This is a genomic window from Desulfoconvexum algidum, from assembly GCF_055382125.1.
This window is the reverse complement of sequence record NZ_AP042394.1, coordinates 2,361,016-2,380,338: the sequence shown is the minus strand read 5'-3', so window position 1 is coordinate 2,380,338 and position 19,323 is coordinate 2,361,016. Positions and strand designations below refer to the sequence as shown.

Below are 19,323 nucleotides of genomic sequence, written 5' to 3'. Positions count from 1 at the left end.
CCTAAAAGAGCGGGGCAATTTTTGCTCATTTAAAGAGCCCGAAGAGACAATGCATCCGTATTTTTATGCAACGGAATGGAATATGTCAATTGAAAAACTTGGCTTTATAACTCTGGACGCGGAACTGCCTTAAAAACCTTGACTTTATGGAAAAAAATATCATATTTTAAGAAAGTTTCTTCCCAAAGATAGAACATTTTTTTCTTAGGCATTTTTTATCTTATACGCCTGTCAGTCTTTTGACGGACCAGAATTGGCTATCTCAAAAATTTGTTCCCAGGCAGATTGGATTATAGAAAAACCAAATCCCCTGTATCGCAAGTAGCCAAACACTTTTTTTTTCAAAGGAGCTTGATCAAGATGACGCCACAATCTAACCTTTTGCTTAAGGGCAAGAAGGGCTAATTCAAGGTCGTCATAGCGGGTGAGTGCTTGATCTATAATGGCGGGATCAATCCCTTTCTTTTCAAGCTCATATCGGAAGGCAAACAGGGACTTTGGTTTATTCCTCCTCCGGTTTTCAAGATAATTTTCAGCAAATATCTTGTCATCAAGGTAATTCTCACGGCAAAGTTGTTGGATAACCTTAGAAATAAGTAAGGGGGGTAAAATCTTTTTTGACAAATAATTCTTCATTTCCAGGATACTTCTAGACCGTATGGAAAGATACCCCAAGGCCATACCCGTGGCTTTTTTCAGATCACTGTCCATTAATTTTTTTCCAGGTCATGGTTAAATTGGCCAATTTTACCCTGTTCTTCTTGAGAAAAATTGAGTGCCGGCTAAGAACCGTGTCTCTTTGATGATCAATTTTTACACTGGAGATAATTTTACCCGGGTAAAAAGATTCTTTTATAAAGGAAACATTACAATCGATGGGCATAAATTCAATAAGAATATTTGCAGGCAAGGCTTCCATGGCCCATTGGGTATAAACGGTATTGTTAACATGCTGGTTCAAGTCCAGGTCATGGGCCCGGATTTTAAATTCAGATTCATGGTCAAATTCATCAAGGTCATGGTCATTTTTTACTAGTTCAGGGCAGCTTGTTGCCGGTGTCATGAGCGCTTCTGGCAAATGGGGGCTGAGTCGAACCGGTTTGGAATTATTGGCTTTGACCAATATCCAGATTCCCAGAGCAGAAATCAGTTCTTCCCCTGCCGGGTTTACAATTGAAAAATGTCTGAGTTCATATAAATTTTTCCAGGGGGATCTCCAGGTATTAAGCTCAAGGGGCGCAAGCCATTCAGGGTTTTTATGTGTCTGGACCTGATATCGGGAAACCACCCATTTGAGTTGTTGTTTGGCCATATCAAATCCGGAGATACCAAACTTGTCGCACTGCATGGCAGCTGCGTCCTGGAACATATTGAGCAGCCGGTCCATACGAACCTGTCCGTTTGCACCGATGGCTGAATAGGGAAGATTTAATTTCTGAGTAAATATTTTGTCCATGGCTATTCTATTCTATTTTCTCCAATAATCTAACAGGGGTTTTTATAATGTCTTGGAGCATATTCATCAATCCCTTTCCCACATCAGATGGATGAAGAGCTGTGACCACAGGATCGGTTATACTGCCGGTAGCCTTGGCTGGAAAGGCAGCCAGTCGACCGCTGAGCATGGTATTGACAACCGGAATATATTTAATAATGGTATCAATGGTTTTAAAGGGCGCCACCAGGCAGGTTAAATCCATGTTGTCATTTAAGGGATCTATCCAGCCGCTGAAAATCAGGGCCATGTTGTCCGCATCAATAATTGCCTTTTTCAAATGAACAATACTATCCTTGATGTCTGCTTCAATCGCTATGGTCCGGTAACCGATTCCTCGTTTAGAGATATCTACAACTTGTAAAATGTTCAAGGCAGAAATCAGGCGGGATAAAAAGGTCCATTTATAGATTCTGCCATTGCTGGCATTCAGTGTCAGACTTCCGTTCTGCTTACGGGCAATCATATCAGCATTCGCCTGGCCAGAAAAATTGCAAGCAAAGGAATATGCCCCATCGATAATATTCTTATTTTTAAACAGGCAGGACATTACATCTGAAAGGTCTTGATTCCCCAGGGGCAGAATCTCAAAATCAGTGGTTACCTGTTTATCCTTGTATACGTCAGCACTACCGGTGATTTTGAGATTACACAGGGTGGCATTGCGAATCAGAACTTGCGTTTTATCTTTGTCAAAATTAATCTGGCTGTCTATGTTTAAAAAATCATTTTTTTTATAGGTCAGCTGTCGGGTGGTAAAGTATAAAGTTTTGCGATCAAAGAGGGGTTGGTTTTTTGATTCACTCGTCTGGTTTTCAGTTGCCAGAAAAGAATCCAGATCAAATGTTTCCATATCTATATGAATTTTGGAATCAACGTCCGTAAATATTTTTATGGGATTCCCTGCTGTAAATGAGGTAACAAAGTTATATAAAAATGAATCTTTGATAACTATTTTTTCCAGGGTTTTGGAATTTAGATTCCCTTCAAACCGCAACAAGGGGTGGGAAGGATCCTTGTCGAGCATAAACATGGCATCTGATGTCTCTTGGTCCTTGAGGATTAATAGCCTGGGAAACAAGGATTCAATATTCTCCCCCGTCAGGTCAAAGGAAAGCCTGGGCCCCGATGGAAAAGATAATTGGCCTTGTAATTGGGCCTTGTCTCGTTCCATTTTAAAACCTGCTTCCAAAATTTCCAGGGGGAGTTCTATGCTGGTTAAATTTGGCTTGTCCATGGCATAGGATAGCCAGGATAAATCCTCTACCAGCGCCTTAACTCCCTGGATATCGACCATCTTGTGGGTAAGATGAAAACTGCCTGAAACCGATTTGATCTCTTGTTTGACTGCTTGTTTGTTTTGGGAAAATCCAATATTGATACCCTTGCCCGAGCCATTCATATCAAACTGCCATTTGCCTGGCTCAAAAAGGGGGCCGTCTAATTTTATTTTGTCAATAACAAGTTCACCCCTGACATTTTTAACGGGTGACATCAACGCCATTACCGGATCATAGGATTTGAGCCAGCCCATGATTTGTGCCAGATCAATCCTGGCTGGACCCGAGCGGATATCAAAAAAAGGAGTTTGGCCCAAATCCACCACTGCATTCAGATTTTGAACAAAACTCCCTTTAAGGGAGCCGGACAAATCTTTTAGAACCACCTTTTCTGGCGTATAGAAAAAAGACCCATTGGTGATGGTAATTGGCAGGGGTATAAGGTCATAGTTCCCTTTCAATGATAAATTTGGGGCACTAACCTCAACAAAAAGATCTTTTTGCATACTTTCCATACCCAGTTTAAGAAAGGCATCGGTCTGGCCGACAACCCCTCCAACCCGGGCAAGTTCTTTGGCCAGAACGGTTTCCGGCAGCAGGGAAATCAATAGTTGGGGCAGTGTGGAAAGATCGGAATGAAGGTTAAATTCTCCCTTAAAGGGGATATCTTCATAATTCAATAAATCGATATCAAGCCAACCCTCCTTGATGAGGGTATTACTGACCTGCCCTTTGCGGGCCTTGATATGAAGCACCCCTTTTTCAAGGATGGCATCCCCATGGACGCGTTGGGCAATCAAAGGCGTTTGAGGTATTTTCACCAGACCGTTTTCGGCAGACCCTGTTAAAAAAAGATTTTCTCCGTCAAAAAGAGTGGCCAGTGTTTTACTCGTAAATCCCACCGTGACATCCCTTGCAGTCCCACCCCTTAAAATATCAAACAAATGATACACCACCTCATTTGAACCCATAAGATTCAAACAAACTTTTCTGGCCTGGGCAATATTAATATCGTCCCCGGTAAAGGTAATGGTAGCTTTACCCCCTCGTTTGTTTGTAAAATTGACGCCCACCCTCCCCTGGGGATAGGAAAATACAACCGGTTCTAGCGCAACCGATAAGGTTTCTTTTGAAAATAAAAAATCAAAATCCAGAACATCACCGACCAAGGGACTTTCCGGGAGCTGACTTACCAAAATTTTAGGGGAAATTACCTGTATATTCCCGGTCAAGGTCCCTGCCCCATCCAGCTTCACGGCCAGGTCGATTTCATCAGATTCAATGGCGTCAATCTCCATTTGTGTCAAAAAAGAATTTTCGGAAAATTGCTTTTTCCCAAGATTCAACCCACGAATAGCAACAGTACCCGTTAAGGTTTGATTTGAGTTGGACACGAAAAAAGAGCCGTCCATGGTGTCAAAATAATCTGATTTGATGTCACTAACTTTTAATTCAAGGGTGTCCTGGCTGTCTGGAAAGAGTGCAAACAATTGCGCGATATCTTCTTTTGGAAGCCTGAGATCAAAGGGTTGGGAAGACACCTGAATAGTTTTAGAAGGCGTATACTGGATGTGAGGGGTTTGAATTAAAATTTTTGAAACGGCAAACTGCCCCTTGATAAGCTTTAAGACATTGATATCAACATGAATAGCCCCAACTTCCAGTTGAACCATCTGACCAAAGGAAAGATCTATTTTCTTAAGCCGAACGCCTGGTTGAGGAAAGAATATAAAATCAATTTTATCCTGATCAATTTCAACTCCTGTTTTTTGCTCAATAAAGGAAGAAATTTTATGTTTAACACGGGGTAAATTAACGATCTGTTCAAGAATATAGGGAGACAGCAGCAATAAAAAAACAATCAATGCCGTTGAATAGAACGCGGCTCTTTTAATTGTTTGTCTGGACACAGGTAAACTCTTTTTATCAACCGAGTGGGACCCGCCGGTAAAAAACATCGTTTACCGGCGGAGAAAGGAGTGAATTATTCAGTACGACTGGTGATTTCAACAATATGAAACCCAAAGTTGGTTTTCACGGGGCCATGGGGAATGCCAACCGCTTCATTAAAAACAACCGTATCAAACTCGGGAACCATCTGTCCCGGCCCAAACTCCCCCAGATCGCCTCCCCGACTTCCTGAAGGACATTTGGAATGTTGTTTTGCAAGTTCCGAAAAATCTTCACCATTGGTGATTTTCTCAATCAATTCCTTACATAGGTCTTCATTCTCCACAAGTATATGTCGCGCGCTGGCTTTTGTCATAATAAGTTTCCTCTTTATTTTATCGTTTTATTTTATCGTTTTGTTTTGTCGTTTTGTTTTCTTGTGATCCTTAGTATAATAATCCGATCTTTTTTACCAGACATATCCTAATTTTACCGCAGCCGTAATAAAATCGGCCATGACAGACTGGGTTTGTTCCATCATAATTTCCTTAGACGCCTTGAGTTCAATCCCCTCATCATCCAGGGATTCAAGCGGTTTTTCCCCAAGCGCCACCCGATATTCATTTTCGTTTTCAAGTTCCTGGCGGTTATATAAATCAATTTTTCCCCTGCGCTGGATCAAATTTAATGACAAGGTTTTCTGGGCATTCACCTGCTCGGTCAGTTCAATTCGTTTCTTCAAATAAATCATACCCGGATCCTTTTGGATTCTTTTTTGATATTCCTCCCCAAGGATTTTATAAACGGGTGCCAGGGAGCGATAGGCGTTATACCGTGTTTTTCGTATGGTATCCCAGGGCAAGGCACCCTCCAGGGAATTTTCTCCGGTATCCTCTACTTTATAAATCTGGGGATATTTTAAATCAGGCACAACCCCCATATGCTGAGTACTTTCCCCGGAAACCCGATAAAACTTGGCAGTGGTCAGCTTTAATTTACCATCCCCCAGGGGCTTAAGCTCCTGTACAGTTCCCTTGCCAAAACTATTTGTCCCCACAATAATTCCCCGATGATAATCCTTGATGGCGCCTGCAAAGATCTCGGATGCCGAAGCACTCATCCGATTAATCAAAACAACCAGGGGGCCTGTATATTCAATGGACGGGTCTTCATCGTAGAGGCGGGTAATTCGGTGTTTTGTCTTAATTTGAACAGTGGGGCCGGATTTAAGGAACAAACCGGTCAGATCATTGGATTCCTTCAGTGATCCGCCACCATTGTCCCTTAAATCTACAATTACACCGTCAATATTTTCTTGCTCAAGTTCAAACAAAAGTTTTTGAACATCTTTTGTGGTGCTCTTATACGTTTTATCTCCCCTGTGATAGGCAGCAAAATCTATATAGAAATTGGGAATTTCAATAATACCTATTTTAAACTCCCGGTTGCCCTGGGTAAGGGTGACGATCTTTTTCTTAGCAGATTGTTCTTCCAGCTTAACCTTGTCACGTTTAATACGGATGGTGGTGGTGGAATCAGCCTGTTTTGCCGGAATAATTTTTAACCTGACATAGGTATTTTTAGGACCCCTGATGAGCTTAACCACATCATCGATGCGTTCACCAATGGTATCCTTTAGCTCCCCCTCTTCTCCCTGTCCTACCCCGATGATTTTATCGCCAGGCATGAGCAGATTTGATTTATCAGCCGGCCCCTTTGGAATCAGTCTGACAACCTTGGTATATTCATATTCAGTTTGAAGCACGGCACCAATGCCTTCCAAGGAAAGGCTCATGTGAATGTCAAAATCTTCAGACACCCGGGGGGCAAAATATTGGGTATGGGGGTCAAAACTGGTTGTGACACTGTTCATAAATATTTGAAATACATCATTGGTATTGGTCTGGGCCAGTCGTTTTAAACGGTTGGCATAAATTTTTTCCAGGGACTCGGATATTTTATCATTCTCCTGATGATCCAGCTTCAAGGTGATGATGTGATTTTTTAATTCATTCTTCCACAAGGGATACAGATCTGCCACTGTTTTTTGAATGGGTCGTGTTTCATTGTCAATAAGGATGACATCATCCGTGGTAAAATCCATTTTTGTCGCCCAGGATTTGCTCAGATCCAGAATGTATTCCAGTCGCAGAACCGATCTTGACAGGTAAAGATTAAATATCTCATAGGCCGGGTCCAGATTTCCCTGTTTAAGATCTCTGTCAAATCGATATTTATAGCGCCCCATCTCGTCCATATCTTTCTGGGTGAACAATTGTTTTGTCGGGTCCAGACTTTTGAGATAATGGTCAAAAATCTGGGCGGATATAACCTTGTCCAATTTTTTCCCAAGGTAGTGGTATTGTTCAAGAGCCGCGACAATTTTAACACATTGTTCCGAATTGCTATCCAAGGGCATTATCCGGCTTATTTGTGCAAAGACAGCTCCACTGCTGCAAAGGCTGCCCATTAAAAAGATAAAAACAGACAGGAAAATAGAAAAAATAATTTTGCGGGTTTGTCTAGATGATTTCATTGGTTGGCTCAATGTCCTTTGGGGTTTCAAAGCTGATATTACCAATTTTTCCGGAACGCAGATCCCGGATCAGTATTTCAGCGGCTTTTTGATAATTAATATTCCCCCCTTTTTTTAAACACCCCCTGGCCGACCCAATCTTTTCGATGAGATCTGACGCATCTTTTGGGAGTTCATTGAGAAAGGAATACCTTGCCAAAAGCAGATTCGGATATTTTTTAAGCACAAGACCTGCTGCAAACAAACCGATCTCGTGGTAATCCAAGGCTGTATCTGAAATAGCGCCGGAAGCAGCAAGGACAAATGCCCTCTCCTTTGGTTCAATCACCGGCCAGAGGATACCCGGGGTGTCATAGATATCTATATTGTTTTTAAGACTGGTACGCTGTTTGTGCCGGGTGATGGCGGGTACATTTCCTGTTTTTGCAATTTTTTTCCCGGCAAGGGTATTTAAAATGGTTGATTTACCGGTGTTGGGAATGCCCACCACCATAATTTTGACTTTTCTGGCGCGATTCCTTGTTATGCGGGAGATACAATAACTCAATGTCTTTTCAACCTGATTTTTTTCACTCCCACACACCGCAAAGGCAGGCAACTTTCGCTGGTGTTCAAAATAGGACAGCCACATATCTGTTACGCGAGGATCAGCCAAGTCACTCTTGTTTAATATTTTAATTCTTGCTGTATCCTTGCACAAATCGTCCACCAGTGGATTTTCACTGGCATTGGGAAGCCTTGCATCCAAAATTTCCAATACCGCATCCACCTTTGAGATGGAGTCTTTCAATAATTTTTTTGTTTCCAGCATGTGGCCGGGATACCATTGAATATTCATTATTCTATTCTTTTTATCTCTTTTATTTGGTTGATTTCCTGCACAAGCCGCTTGATTTTATCTGTGTCTGTTTCCTTTTGAAAAAAATACAGGTAAGAAAAAATCAAGGCAATGAGACTGCTGCCGAGAAACCCGGCAACGCCGACACAGACAAAAGTGTCAAACAAGGGCATCTGGTTGATGTACCCAACGGCCCAACCGGCAGCAAGACTGAGAATAAAGATAACACCAAAAATTATAGCCATATGTTTTTTACCGTTTGTTTACCTTTATTGGGTGGGTGATTTCACAGTCTAAGCGGTGTCTTTTGTCAGCAGTTTAATCAGCACCTGATGTCCCGAAGCTGCGGGACTATTTTACAGATATCACATGCCTGGGTGATCATTTTTTTTAAAAAGGATATCAAGTCAGCACCAAACTCATTGTTATTTGTTTTACTTTTATTAAATTTGTTTATTAAATTTATTCAGAAGATTATGGCATATCAGAAGCCATTTGGAAAGCCAAAGCTTTTTAAGGGCCGGCTGATATTAAGGACCGGGGTCAGGCTTGCGTTATTGTGCTTTTAACAAAAACACAATAACGCAAGCCTGACCCCATTATGACCCCACGCAAGCCTGACCCCATTATCGTTATTTATTAATCTTTTCCAAACTGAACCACAAACACATGGCTGTTGCCCCTGCGAAACAGAAGCTGAACAATCTCTCGTTTCTTGAATTTTCTGACATAGGCCTGGTATTGACCGACCGTCTCCACTGGTTGATGATTGACTTCAAGGAGCAGATCTCCGGCACGGACACCAGATTTTGCGCCGGGGCTATCCGGCTTTATCTGGGTCACGATGAGCCCCTTAATTCCTTCCGGATACCCCAATTTTTGGGCAATGGCAGTGTCCATCTTCTTGAGTTGAAACCCAAAGGTATCAAATCCATCAATGGTGGCGGCTATTTCAGGATTTTCATCCGGTCGTTTCCCCAATTTTACCGCAACAATTTTTTCTTTCCCCTGCCGGATCAACCGAACCTTTACGGTTTCATCCACCTTCAGGTTGGCAATGGTAACCGTCAGGTCCCTTGAAGTGTCAATTTTTCTGCCGTTAATCATGGTAATGACATCACCTGGCTTTATGCCGGCTTTAGCAGCGGGATTTTCTTCATAAACCTTGGCAACGTAAACCCCGGTTTTTTCGTTGATGTCATAGTATTCTGCCAGTTCCTTGGTCACATCCTGAATGGCGACCCCCATCCACCCTCGGGAAACCTGTTTGGACACGGTTAGCTGATCAATGATACCCGTGGCAAGATCCGAGGGGATGGCAAATCCAATTCCCTGTCCTGATCTTACAATGGCGGTATTGATGCCGATGACATCTCCTGCAAGGTTCAGCAAAGGCCCGCCGCTGTTCCCCGGATTAATGGAGGCGTCTGTCTGGATAAAATCATCATAGGGTCCGGATCCTATAATTCGTCCCTTTGCACTGATGATCCCTGCGGTCACGGTTTGTTCAAGGCCAAAGGGACTGCCGATGGCAACCACCCAGGTTCCCACCTTGGCACTTGAGGAATTGCCAAATTTTAAGGGAGACAGGTTTTTGGCGTCAATTTTTAACAGGGCCAGGTCCGTCATGGGGTCGGTTCCAATAATCTGGGCATCATATTCCTTGTCATCATGGAGTATCACCTTGATCTGGTCTGCATCCTCAATCACATGGTTGTTGGTGACAATATACCCATCAGCGCTGATGATAAATCCCGACCCCAGACTTCTTTCCTTCCGGGACTGGGGTTGCTGGTTTTGAAAAGGGGCAAAAAACTTTTCCAGTCCCTCCTGGTTTCCGCCATAGGGGGATCCAAAAAAGTGCTGAAAAACCCGTCCCCCTCCCTGAATCGTTTTCTCAGTCTGGATATTGACCACCCCTGTCTTTGCATGCTCTGCCAGCTGGGAAAAACTAGCCGGCACCATTTGTGTTGAATCGTTTTGGACTGCCATGGCTGGCAGGGCCATCAAACCTGTGATGGCAATTGCCAGTATGATGTGTCGTATATATCTCATGATATATCTCCTTTATGTTATATGAATTGATATGGATATTTACACCTGGAACTATAATAATACACAAAGATGATTTTTAAATGATCTGAGTATTACGATATGGTAATCTCATGGTAAAGACAGTCCCGCGACCCAATTGACTTGCGACCAGAAGATCTCCCTTGTGCTGCCTGGCAACGGTACGGGCAAAGCTCAGGCCAAGTCCTGTTCCGGGACTGGTTCTGGAGGACTCTGCCCGGTAAAATCGTTCAAATATTTTTTCAAAATATTTTGGGTCTATACCCGGCCCCGTATCGGTCACCAAAATTTGTGCAGTTTCGTTGGATTCCCTTTCAAGACGCACATGAACCCTTCCCTTTTCCTGGGTATATTTCAATGCATTGTCCAACAGATTGGAAAAAGCCCTTTGCAGCATTTTCGCATCGGCCTCAATTTCAATCGGGTCGGCCACCTCACAGGTAAATTGAATCTGTTTGTCTTCTGCCACCGGCACAAACAGGTCACAGGCCTCCTGAACCATGGCGGACAGATCTACTGGTGTATACTCAAACTGCCCCTCCCCTGATTCTGCCCGGGAAATCACCAACATGGTATTGATCATGTCCAGAAGGCGATCGGATTCTTCAATGGTATTGGCTGCCATCCCCCTATAAGTGTCAATCTCATCCATATTTACCAAGGCTATTTCTGCAAACCCTCTTATCCTTGTAAGCGGGCTTTTAAGATCATGGGCAATATTGTCGCTCATTTCCCGGATACTTTTTATCAACGCTTCTATCCTGTCCAGCATCCGGTTAAAGGTGACGGCCAGAAGATCCAGCTCATCTTGATTTCCCGTCTGCGGGACCCGCTCCTCAAGGTTGGCACCGGTAATACTATTGGCCGTCCTGGTAATGGCCTTTACACCGGACAAGGCCTTTTTTGACAAAAAGAGCCCGGAAACAGCGGAAAAGATGATAATAAATCCCATGGACACGATAAAAACCGTTTTAAAGGCCGAGATAAATTTTGACTGGAAGTCCATGGCAACCCCGGTCTGTAAAATCACATTATCCGCCACAAAACTGTATAGAACCCTGGCTTTCTGGTCATTGGGCGCTATTAACCAGGTCATGAACAAATGCCCTTTTGTCCGGACCAGGGTGTTGATAACCCCCTGGTCGATGCGGATATCTTTCCAATAGGACATGTGGGAAGAGGCAAAGACTTCACCGTTTGGGTAGAGAAGCCGAAAAAAAATCCGTTTCTCCCCAGCTGCCTGGGCTTCAATTACGGCAAGCTTACTGGCCCCCATAATTCCGTTGCGCTGGATAACTGTGGAAAAATACCTTGCTTTTTCAAGCAGATCCCGGTCTGTTTGCTCCTGGAGGGTCTGGGTGGCCAGAAAATAAAATAGGGCAAAGGCCACGCAGGAAGATACAGAAAAGATTCCCGCATACCAGAGGGTCAGCCGGAAGGCAATGGTCTTAAACAGATCAGGCATCATATCTTTTCAGGCATCATTTTTTCAAGCACCATTTGTTTTAAGAACATATCCAGCTCCTCGTACCGTGTGAATCAATTTGGTTCCATGGTCCTTGTCTATTTTATCCCTGAGTCTGCAAATCCTGGCTTCCACCACATTGGTCATGGGATCAAAATTATAGTTCCAGACATGCTCCATGATCATGGTTTTTGAAACCACCCGTTCCTTGTTCCGCAATAAATATTCCAGCAGGGAAAACTCAAGGGGTTGAAGGTCTATTGTTTTTTCCCCCCTTTTTACCTGCCGCTTGACAAGGTCCACGGATAAATCCCCATGGGACAGGGAAATGGGCTCGGTTAGATTACCGGCCCTTCGGATCAGTGCCTGGATCCTTGCCAGAAGTTCTGAAAAGGAAAAGGGTTTGGTCAGATAATCATCTGCCCCGGCCTCAAGTCCTTTAATCCGGTCATCCACCCTCCCCCGGGCACTCAATACAATGATGGGGGTATTGATTTTGTGGGCCCGTAATTTTTGAATCAGGGAAAATCCATCCAGTTCCGGCAACATGATATCGATAATCAGGGTATCGTAGGGGGCATCACAGGCCATGTCAAAACCCTTAGTTCCCGTATTGGCTATATCCACGGCAAACCCAGAGGATTTTAAGCCGGTTTCAACAAACCTTGCAATTTTTTCGTCATCTTCAACCAGCAAAAGTCTCATAATCGTTTTTATTCTCCAAAAATTGTACCAGCACCTAAATTGTACCAGCATATAGGGTTAACTTCTGCCCGATTAAACCCATGCTTCCATGATCCATGATTCCAGAATCCATCATTTCCGTGGTCGATTCTATCCGTGGGCAACCCTATTAGTATAGGAATTAACGGCCATTAATCAATATAGATTTGATTTGATTTGATTTTTTTTACCGAACCCTATAGACTTACCGGGATTATAACCCCAATATTCATGGCAGGAAACCTATACATAAATGAAATATACCTGGTGGATCTTTCAGATCCTGATGATGCTGACCTCATTTTTTTTTCTGGTCTTTGGCGTTGACCTTATGAGGGCGGCCTATACCCTTGAGAACCCCTATCATTTTATCATGACCTTTTTTTCTGCCAGTTTCATCATACTCATCAGCCTCGCCCTGGCCATTAGTTTTTTAATAAAAATGATACGGGTGTTCAAAAAAATCCGAAACACTCCCTAACCCTATAAACCTAATCTTATAAAAGAGATAATTATTTTATGTCAGTTTTGTTTAGTTTAAATCAAGTGTCAAAGTCCTATGGGGATGACACCCTTTTTACCGATCTCACCCTTGACTTTAAGGCAAAAGAACAATTGGGCCTCATCGGCATGAACGGCAGCGGTAAATCAACCCTGTTAAAGCTCATCAAAGGTCAAATAGCACCCGACGAAGGGGAATTAATCGTCCAGCAAAAGAATCATTTTGTTTATCTTGCCCAGCAAGACACCTTTGATCCTGAAAAATCAATTGAGACCATTTTATACGATAGCCTGGAAGCTGAACCCATTGACGACAAGGAACGACACAAACGGATAAACCAGGCTCTGGGCAAGGGTAAATTTGAAGATCCAACTCTCCTGGCAAAAAATCTGTCCGGTGGTTGGACAAAAAGACTGGCCATAACAAGAGCCCTTTGCATGAAGCCGGATTTACTCCTGCTGGATGAACCCACAAATCACCTGGACATTACCGGAATCCTCTGGCTGGAAAAAATACTCCAAACCGCTTCATTTTCCTTTATTGTGATCAGTCATGACAGGACCTTCCTTGAAAATGTCTGTGCCAATATCATGGAAATTGGCCCCTATTACGCCCAGGGATATTTTAAAATCCAGGGCCAATATATTAAATTTGAGCGAGAACGGGAAAAGTTCCTGGCGGCCCAGCAAAAAAAACAAGCCTCCATGGCCAGCAAAATGAGAAGAGAAGATGAATGGCTTCACCAGGGTGCCAAAGCCAGAAGTACCAAGGCAAAATACCGAATCGAACAAGCGGAAAAACTTCGCATGGAGCTCTACTCACTCAAAAACAGGAATCGACAGACCGCCAAGGTGGGTATTGATTTTTCTGCAACCGGCAGACAAACCCGAAAATTGCTCCAGGTCCACAACCTGAAAAAAAGCTTTCCCGGCCAGGATACCCCCTTATTTTCAAATCTCACCTTTGAGTTAGGACCTGGTTTTTGCCTTGGCGTGGTTGGTGAAAACGGCAGCGGCAAATCAACCCTGCTGTCCATCCTCAAAAAAAATATGGAGCCGGATGAGGGAACCGTTAAATGGGCTGAAAACCTGAGAATTTCCATTTTTGACCAGAACAGGACCCAATTAAATCCTGAAATCCCTTTGCGTGAAGCATTGAATCCTGCCGGTGGAGACTCGGTAAACTATAAAGGCAGGACCATCCATGTGGTCTCCTGGGCAAAACGGTTTTTATTTATGCCCGACCAATTGGACATGCCCATAAAAAGACTTTCCGGCGGGGAAAAAGCCAGGATTATCCTTGCCAATCTTATGCTGGAACCCTGTGATATCCTCCTTTTAGATGAACCCACCAACGATTTGGATATCCTTTCCCTTGAAGTGTTGGAACAGAGCATCCAGGAGTTTCCCGGTGCCGTTATCATTGTCTCCCATGACCGGTATCTCATGGACAGGGTCTGCCATAAAATCCTTTACCTGGACCCCGCTGCCGGCGCCCAGTTTTACAAGGATTTTAACCAGATCCTGACCAGCCGTGAGGCACTTCAGAAACCCACTAAAAAATCCCTGCAAAAAAATATTCCTAAAAAAAACCTTCCAAAGGGAAAATCCAGCTTTTCATATAAAGACAAATACGAGCTTGAACATATTGAAGAAAAAATCCTTGAAGGAGAAGCCCGGGTCGAAACGCTCACCGAAAAAATTCAGGCACCCGAGGTAATACGCGACACAGCGCTGATGACAGATATCTGTTCCCAACTGGAACGATCGGAATCAAAGGTTCAAAAACTCTATGCAAGGTGGGAAAGGTTAGAGGACAAAAAGGCCGATGCGGAAAAATAACACCCCAATAGATCAACCCGCGAAAACACTTGCATAAAACAACCCCAGTCGCTAAATTAAAACCATGATTCAGGAAAGGAGGAGTTATGGCAACAGAAATTAAAATTTCTGATGACCTTTTCAAAAAAGCAAAAATCCAATCAAAGGTATTTAAAAGATCAATTGCCGGGCAAATTGAATACTGGGCAAAAATAGGGCAAATGATTGAAGAAAATCCAGACCTTCCACTGCCGCTTATTCAAGATATCCTGGTGGGAAGAGAACAGATAAAAGACGGTCAGGGAACTCCATATGTTTCAGGTAAACAACCGTGAAATCAAATAGGTGGTTACGGTTTCTACTTTTAGAATTCGGTCGCCAATGCTCACGGTTTCAAATCCGGCCTCTTCCAGCGTCTTCACTTCAAGATCAATAAACCCGCCCTCGGGTCCGATCACAAGGGTTGTCCGTTTATTGACACCGGCCGGACACATATTAGATGTCTTTGGATGGGCAGTGAGACAAAGACTGTCTTGCCCAATGACGGGCAGTTCTTCCTTTACAAACCTGGAAAAAAATCGTTTCTGATAAAAAGTCGGCATCATGGTGTCTTTTGCCTGTTCCAACCCCAAACGAAAATAACGATCAAGACTCTCTTTTTCCAAAACCGGGCTTTTCCAAAAACTTTTTTCAACCCGCCATGAATTAACCAGATAGATTTCTTTTACGCCCAGACTGGTGACACTTTCCATGATTCGTTTGAACATCTTGGGCCGGGGCATTGCCAATACAAGGGTCAAGGGAAGCGGCATTGGCGGCGCCGCATCCAGAGTTACTTCCATCTCAATGCGATCCGCTTTAAAACAAGTAATACAGGCGGTTCCCATCTTGCCGTTGACCACTCCGCAGGACAGGCATGTGCCTGTTTTCGCCTTGAGTACTCGTTTAATATGATCAAACCTGCGCCCGGATACAACGGCCTTGTCAGGCCCGATAAAATCTTTTTCTTCTAACAGTAAAAGGTTCATGTTTAAAAGGGTATCACTTCGCAGGATTTTACCATCTCTTTAAAGGCCTCGGGCCAGTTTTCCCCTCCCGTCAGAAGGGCAAGCTCTTCTGCCAGGTGAACCGGAACCAGTTTGGGCTGCCTGCCAAGCCCCTGGATACATGACGGGCAGTTGGTCAGGATTTTTCTCGTTCCTTCCAGTACTGTGGTATCGATATTTTTTTGTTTCCTCAGGAACATGGAATGACTGATATCCGGCCGGGAGAGGGACAGGGTTCCTGCCTCGGAGCAACACCCCGGAACGCTTTGAACCCTTAGTCCCTGACGGGCAAGCAAGGATACAGCCGACTCTTTTAAAGAATCATGGCAGGGGACATGGTAAAGATAGGCCTCGTCGGATGAAACAGCGAGTCCATTTTCCAGAAGAAACCCTGAGATATCTCGTATATCACAGTCAAATACTGATGGTAACCCAAGCTCCTCCAATGATTCCATGCAGGTACCGCAAGAAACAATGCAGGCATCAAAGTCAAGGTCATGGAACATATCCCGGATCTGGGTAAAAATAATGATATTTTCAAGAAATATTCTGTCAAATCCCTTTTTTTCGGCATTGACCTTCATGGGATACCCACAGCATAAATAGGGAGGTGGCAAAACAACCCGATGGTTGTTTGACAGCAGCAAAAAAACAGAGGCCATGGATATCTTTGAAAACATACGTTCACTTCCGCATCCGGGAAAATAAAAGACCGTTGATACTGCCTGGCCCTCAGGTTCCAGGAGAATCGCCTGATTTTTAAGGGCCTTGGGCAAAAAAGACCGCAGGGTATGGGACCCGGTTTTGGACACAGGTGTCTGCAGCAATTGGAAAGGCCTTGTTTCCCCCAGGGGCTTGATAAGTGAAAAAGGCGCTGCCAACTTCACCCCGGTCCTTTGTAAAAAACCGCCGGCCCCTAAAAGGGTTGTTCTTAACACCTTGTTCACGGGCTCATTTTTACTGGCCAGGTATTTGAGGGTTATGCGTGTGGACAGGGGGGTATGTTTGAATTTCATATGTTTCAGTATTGCCCGCGCTTCAATGGCAATCTTTCCTGAATCAATATTCACAGGACATTTTGTCATACAGCGGTGACAGATGGTGCAATGGTCGGCTATTTCCTCCAGATTTTTTAGGATCTGAAATCCTGTGGACTGGGTGCGCTGGGTAATATAGAGCAACGCTTCGATAAGCGCCCCTATGGCCAGATTTTTATTTCTCGGGTGGAAAAACATATTTTGTGCTGGATAAAACACAGGACAGGTTGATTTACACTTGCCGCACCGGACACAATTGGCAATGTTCAAGGCAAGAGCGGACAAGGATCCATGTTTTAAAATCCGGGCTTCAAGTTCCAGCAGGTTAAAAGAAGGGGTAAATACCTTGTTGATAATATCCGGTTCAACGAGCTTCCCCGGATTCATGAGGCCCGTGGGGTCGATGGACCTTCGATACTCATTAAACTCATCAATAATCCGCTGGTCCAGGTACTTGAACTTGGTAACGCCGATGCCGTGTTCTCCTGAAACAACTCCCTCCAGGACAACCGCCCTTTCCATAACCTTATCCGCTGCCTGGTTAGCCCGTTTCATCATTTCCCGATCATTGGATAAAACAGGGATATTCACATGGACATTGCCATCCCCGGCATGCATGTGGGTGGCAATCACAATCAGCCGGGAACCGCTTGTCTTGTGTATTGTTTCGATATTTTCCAATAAAAGGGAATACCCCCGGAGCTCTTCAACCACCTGGCTGTAAAAATTTTTAGAATGGATGGCCGCTTCCAGAGCATCCCGGGAAGCAATTTCAAGTTTTTTTCGGGTTCGATAGGCCAGATCCTTTAGCCGACCCACTTTTTGACCGAGCCATTCTGGGTCTGACAAGGGAATGGCCGTGTCCAGATAGGCGACAATATCCTGGATGATACAGGCCTGGTTGTATTTTTTTTCTTCCAGGTTGGCCTCGTCAATGAACCGCACAAACGCGGCCAGGGAATCAATGGGCAGGACAATGTCTTCGTTGAGTTTAAAAGCATTGGTATGGGCAGCAATGGCCCCAAGCCGCTTCCGATCTTCCCAGAAACGATTTGCTTCTGTTTTATCCTTGGCAATGGTCAGACCTGTTTTGTCATAAGGGGCTAAAATTTTTTCCAGGGTTTCCATGCCCCTGTCAAGGGCACCTAGGTCATTTGCAACCATATCGATGAGCAATACCGCCTTGAGCCGATCCCCCACCGATTGTTTGGTTTTGTAGCCAATGGCCTTGATATATTCCTCATCAAAATGTTCCAGTGCCATAAGAGAAGGGGCAATAAGAGAAGGGGCCGTGGGGGATAACGATTCAGGGATTGAGGATTCATGGGTTGAGGTTCCGTTGGTAATGTTCCCCTTGGTAAAGGTATTGGAGATAGCGGCAATCACCTGCCCGGCCTCGGTCATGTCATTGCCGAAAAACTCAATACATCCGGTTTTCTTAAACTTAAATTCCGGATAAAGAATAAAGGTGGCCGATGTGATGATCCCGTCACACCCTTCTTTTTGGATCCCCGGCAACCCGTTCAGGGTCTTGTTGGTAACATCCTTACCCAGCCCTTTTTTTCGAATTTGATCCCCGGTAAGGTGAATGGACTCTATTTGCTGGCCCGTCTCATCTAAAATATTGAAAACAAGGGTATCAGTGGGAAGAATTTTTCTTAAGGGGTGATCCTGACGTTCAACAATATGACAAATCCCGCTGGGCATGGTAATTTTATAGGCGAGCACATTGTCAATGGCCGTACCAAACAGCACAGCGGTTTTACCTCCGGCATTTTCAGCCAGGTTCCCCCCAATGGTACTGGCCCAGGAAGAGGTGGGATCAGTGGCAAAGATAAGGCCCTTGGCTTTTGCGGCATCCATTGCATCCTGGGTGATGACCCCGGCTTGAACTTCCATGCTGGCATAGGGCTGTCCCAGGGAATTTGTTGTATGTACAATTTTTGATATCCGGTTAAGCTTTTCCGTGTTAATCATCACACAGGTGGGGGTCAGGGGAGTGGCCCCTCCGGTCAATCCGGTGCCGGCTCCCCTGGGGATGATGTGAACCCCCAGATCTTTGACCTTTTTGAGCAATCCGGGCACCTGGTCTTCTTCATCGGGTCTCAGGATGGCAAGGGGCGAAAAACGTCGCCAGTCAGTGGCATCTGTGGTATGGGCTGTGATGGTAAAGGGGTCAAAAAAAATATTTTTTTGACCGATCACAGGGGCTAAGAATTGCTGAATCCTTTGCTGATCAGAAACAACCGATTTGATTTGTTTGCAAAGATCTTTAAGGGCGGTTTTACAGGTTTTAAGAACCGAAAAAACAGCTTCGTGGTCGGCATTCTCTTCAATGGTGTTAAAATCGTTTTCAAATTCTGCGAACAACCGTTTCCGCTGGAAAGGATGCGCCACCAATTCCTGGAATAAAAACGGATTTCTCTGGATAATAAACAGATCTCCCATGAATCTGTGGAGCAGCCGGGAGGATCTCCCTGTTCCTTTCTGGGTTTCCAGGGAACGTATCTCTTCCAGGAAGGTAGATCCAAAAAGATGATCTATGATCTGGTCGTCGTCTGCTGAGGTGTAGTTATAAGGGATCTTTCTTTTTGGATCTATCATACCGATATTTATAA

The 19,323-nt window shown here is 44.2% G+C and carries 15 protein-coding genes; 3 read left to right on the top strand and 12 right to left on the bottom strand.

The genetic code is table 11. The features are described 5' to 3' along the window. Positions 1–231: 231 nt before the first annotated feature. From ACZ45G_RS10880 to ACZ45G_RS10835, 10 genes are all read right to left on the bottom strand, one after another. Complete coding sequence (locus ACZ45G_RS10880) at positions 232–624, bottom strand: regulatory protein RecX (protein WP_464177943.1); 393 nt, start codon at positions 622–624, stop codon at positions 232–234. A 76-nt stretch (positions 625–700) separates the two neighbouring features. Then, a complete protein-coding gene (locus ACZ45G_RS10875) occupies positions 701–1,456 on the bottom strand; it encodes an acyl-[acyl-carrier-protein] thioesterase (protein WP_464177941.1) in 756 nt (251 codons plus the stop codon). A 7-nt stretch (positions 1,457–1,463) separates the two neighbouring features. Beyond that, positions 1,464–4,685 carry a hypothetical protein gene (locus tag ACZ45G_RS10870; RefSeq protein WP_464177939.1) on the bottom strand — a complete coding sequence of 1,074 codons (3,222 nt, stop codon included), beginning with the start codon at positions 4,683–4,685 and terminating at the stop codon, positions 1,464–1,466. A gap of 74 nt (positions 4,686–4,759) precedes the next feature. Continuing rightward, a complete protein-coding gene (locus ACZ45G_RS10865; RefSeq protein ID WP_464177937.1) occupies positions 4,760–5,041 on the bottom strand; it encodes a peptidylprolyl isomerase in 282 nt (93 codons plus the stop codon). Between the two features lie 93 nt (positions 5,042–5,134). Next, positions 5,135–7,201, bottom strand: a complete 2,067-nt coding sequence (locus ACZ45G_RS10860) for a carboxy terminal-processing peptidase (RefSeq protein ID WP_464177935.1) — start codon at positions 7,199–7,201, stop codon at positions 5,135–5,137. Next, positions 7,188–8,039, bottom strand: a complete 852-nt coding sequence (gene ylqF, locus ACZ45G_RS10855; RefSeq protein ID WP_464177933.1) for a ribosome biogenesis GTPase YlqF — start codon at positions 8,037–8,039, stop codon at positions 7,188–7,190. Before ylqF ends, ACZ45G_RS10860 begins: the two co-directional genes overlap by 14 nt. Then, a complete protein-coding gene (locus tag ACZ45G_RS10850; RefSeq protein WP_464177931.1) occupies positions 8,039–8,284 on the bottom strand; it encodes a hypothetical protein in 246 nt (81 codons plus the stop codon). The genes ylqF and ACZ45G_RS10850 overlap by 1 nt, the downstream gene beginning before the upstream one ends. Before the next feature lie 394 nt (positions 8,285–8,678). Beyond that, positions 8,679–10,094, bottom strand: coding sequence for a Do family serine endopeptidase (locus ACZ45G_RS10845; protein ID WP_464177929.1), 1,416 nt, complete (start codon positions 10,092–10,094; stop codon positions 8,679–8,681). A gap of 76 nt (positions 10,095–10,170) precedes the next feature. After that, the gene (locus ACZ45G_RS10840) at positions 10,171–11,580 is read right to left on the bottom strand and encodes a sensor histidine kinase (protein ID WP_464177927.1); all 1,410 of its coding nucleotides are present in this window, start codon (positions 11,578–11,580) and stop codon (positions 10,171–10,173) included. A 21-nt stretch (positions 11,581–11,601) separates the two neighbouring features. After that, positions 11,602–12,282, bottom strand: a complete 681-nt coding sequence (locus ACZ45G_RS10835) for a response regulator transcription factor (RefSeq protein WP_464177925.1) — start codon at positions 12,280–12,282, stop codon at positions 11,602–11,604. 271 nt (positions 12,283–12,553) lie between these two features. Here ACZ45G_RS10835 and ACZ45G_RS10830 point away from each other — a divergent pair, with 271 nt between their 5' ends. The 3 genes from ACZ45G_RS10830 to ACZ45G_RS10820 all read left to right on the top strand — a co-directional run bounded on the left by ACZ45G_RS10830 (position 12,554) and on the right by ACZ45G_RS10820 (position 14,957). Next, positions 12,554–12,781, top strand: coding sequence for a hypothetical protein (locus ACZ45G_RS10830; protein ID WP_464177923.1), 228 nt, complete (start codon positions 12,554–12,556; stop codon positions 12,779–12,781). Between the two features lie 38 nt (positions 12,782–12,819). After that, positions 12,820–14,643, top strand: coding sequence for an ABC-F family ATP-binding cassette domain-containing protein (locus tag ACZ45G_RS10825; protein WP_464177921.1), 1,824 nt, complete (start codon positions 12,820–12,822; stop codon positions 14,641–14,643). A gap of 86 nt (positions 14,644–14,729) precedes the next feature. Then, the gene (locus ACZ45G_RS10820; RefSeq protein ID WP_464177919.1) at positions 14,730–14,957 is read left to right on the top strand and encodes a ParD-like family protein; all 228 of its coding nucleotides are present in this window, start codon (positions 14,730–14,732) and stop codon (positions 14,955–14,957) included. Here ACZ45G_RS10820 and ACZ45G_RS10815 read toward each other — a convergent pair. Together ACZ45G_RS10815 and ACZ45G_RS10810 are read right to left on the bottom strand one after the other, a co-directional pair. Next, on the bottom strand, positions 14,940–15,650 hold the full coding sequence (locus ACZ45G_RS10815; RefSeq protein WP_464177917.1) for a 16S rRNA (uracil(1498)-N(3))-methyltransferase: 711 nt from the start codon (positions 15,648–15,650) through the stop codon (positions 14,940–14,942). The two genes, ACZ45G_RS10820 and ACZ45G_RS10815, sit on opposite strands and share 18 nt — an antisense overlap. A 2-nt stretch (positions 15,651–15,652) precedes the next feature. Further along, positions 15,653–19,309 carry a DUF3683 domain-containing protein gene (locus tag ACZ45G_RS10810; protein WP_464177915.1) on the bottom strand — a complete coding sequence of 1,219 codons (3,657 nt, stop codon included), beginning with the start codon at positions 19,307–19,309 and terminating at the stop codon, positions 15,653–15,655. Positions 19,310–19,323 lie beyond the last annotated feature (14 nt).

What these genes read in the sequence shown, in the direction of transcription:
- ACZ45G_RS10875 (WP_464177941.1), bottom strand. Translation starts at nt 1,456, where the DNA reads ATGGACAAAATATTTACTCAGAAATTAAATCTTCCCTATTCAGCCATC.
- ACZ45G_RS10865 (WP_464177937.1), bottom strand. Translation starts at nt 5,041, where the DNA reads ATGACAAAAGCCAGCGCGCGACATATACTTGTGGAGAATGAAGACCTA.
- ACZ45G_RS10860 (WP_464177935.1), bottom strand. Translation starts at nt 7,201, where the DNA reads ATGAAATCATCTAGACAAACCCGCAAAATTATTTTTTCTATTTTCCTG.
- ylqF (WP_464177933.1), bottom strand. Translation starts at nt 8,039, where the DNA reads ATGAATATTCAATGGTATCCCGGCCACATGCTGGAAACAAAAAAATTA.
- ACZ45G_RS10850 (WP_464177931.1), bottom strand. Translation starts at nt 8,284, where the DNA reads ATGGCTATAATTTTTGGTGTTATCTTTATTCTCAGTCTTGCTGCCGGT.
- ACZ45G_RS10845 (WP_464177929.1), bottom strand. Translation starts at nt 10,094, where the DNA reads ATGAGATATATACGACACATCATACTGGCAATTGCCATCACAGGTTTG.
- ACZ45G_RS10840 (WP_464177927.1), bottom strand. Translation starts at nt 11,580, where the DNA reads ATGATGCCTGATCTGTTTAAGACCATTGCCTTCCGGCTGACCCTCTGG.
- ACZ45G_RS10835 (WP_464177925.1), bottom strand. Translation starts at nt 12,282, where the DNA reads ATGAGACTTTTGCTGGTTGAAGATGACGAAAAAATTGCAAGGTTTGTT.
- ACZ45G_RS10830 (WP_464177923.1), top strand. Translation starts at nt 12,554, where the DNA reads ATGAAATATACCTGGTGGATCTTTCAGATCCTGATGATGCTGACCTCA.
- ACZ45G_RS10825 (WP_464177921.1), top strand. Translation starts at nt 12,820, where the DNA reads ATGTCAGTTTTGTTTAGTTTAAATCAAGTGTCAAAGTCCTATGGGGAT.
- ACZ45G_RS10820 (WP_464177919.1), top strand. Translation starts at nt 14,730, where the DNA reads ATGGCAACAGAAATTAAAATTTCTGATGACCTTTTCAAAAAAGCAAAA.
- ACZ45G_RS10815 (WP_464177917.1), bottom strand. Translation starts at nt 15,650, where the DNA reads ATGAACCTTTTACTGTTAGAAGAAAAAGATTTTATCGGGCCTGACAAG.
- ACZ45G_RS10810 (WP_464177915.1), bottom strand. Translation starts at nt 19,309, where the DNA reads ATGATAGATCCAAAAAGAAAGATCCCTTATAACTACACCTCAGCAGAC.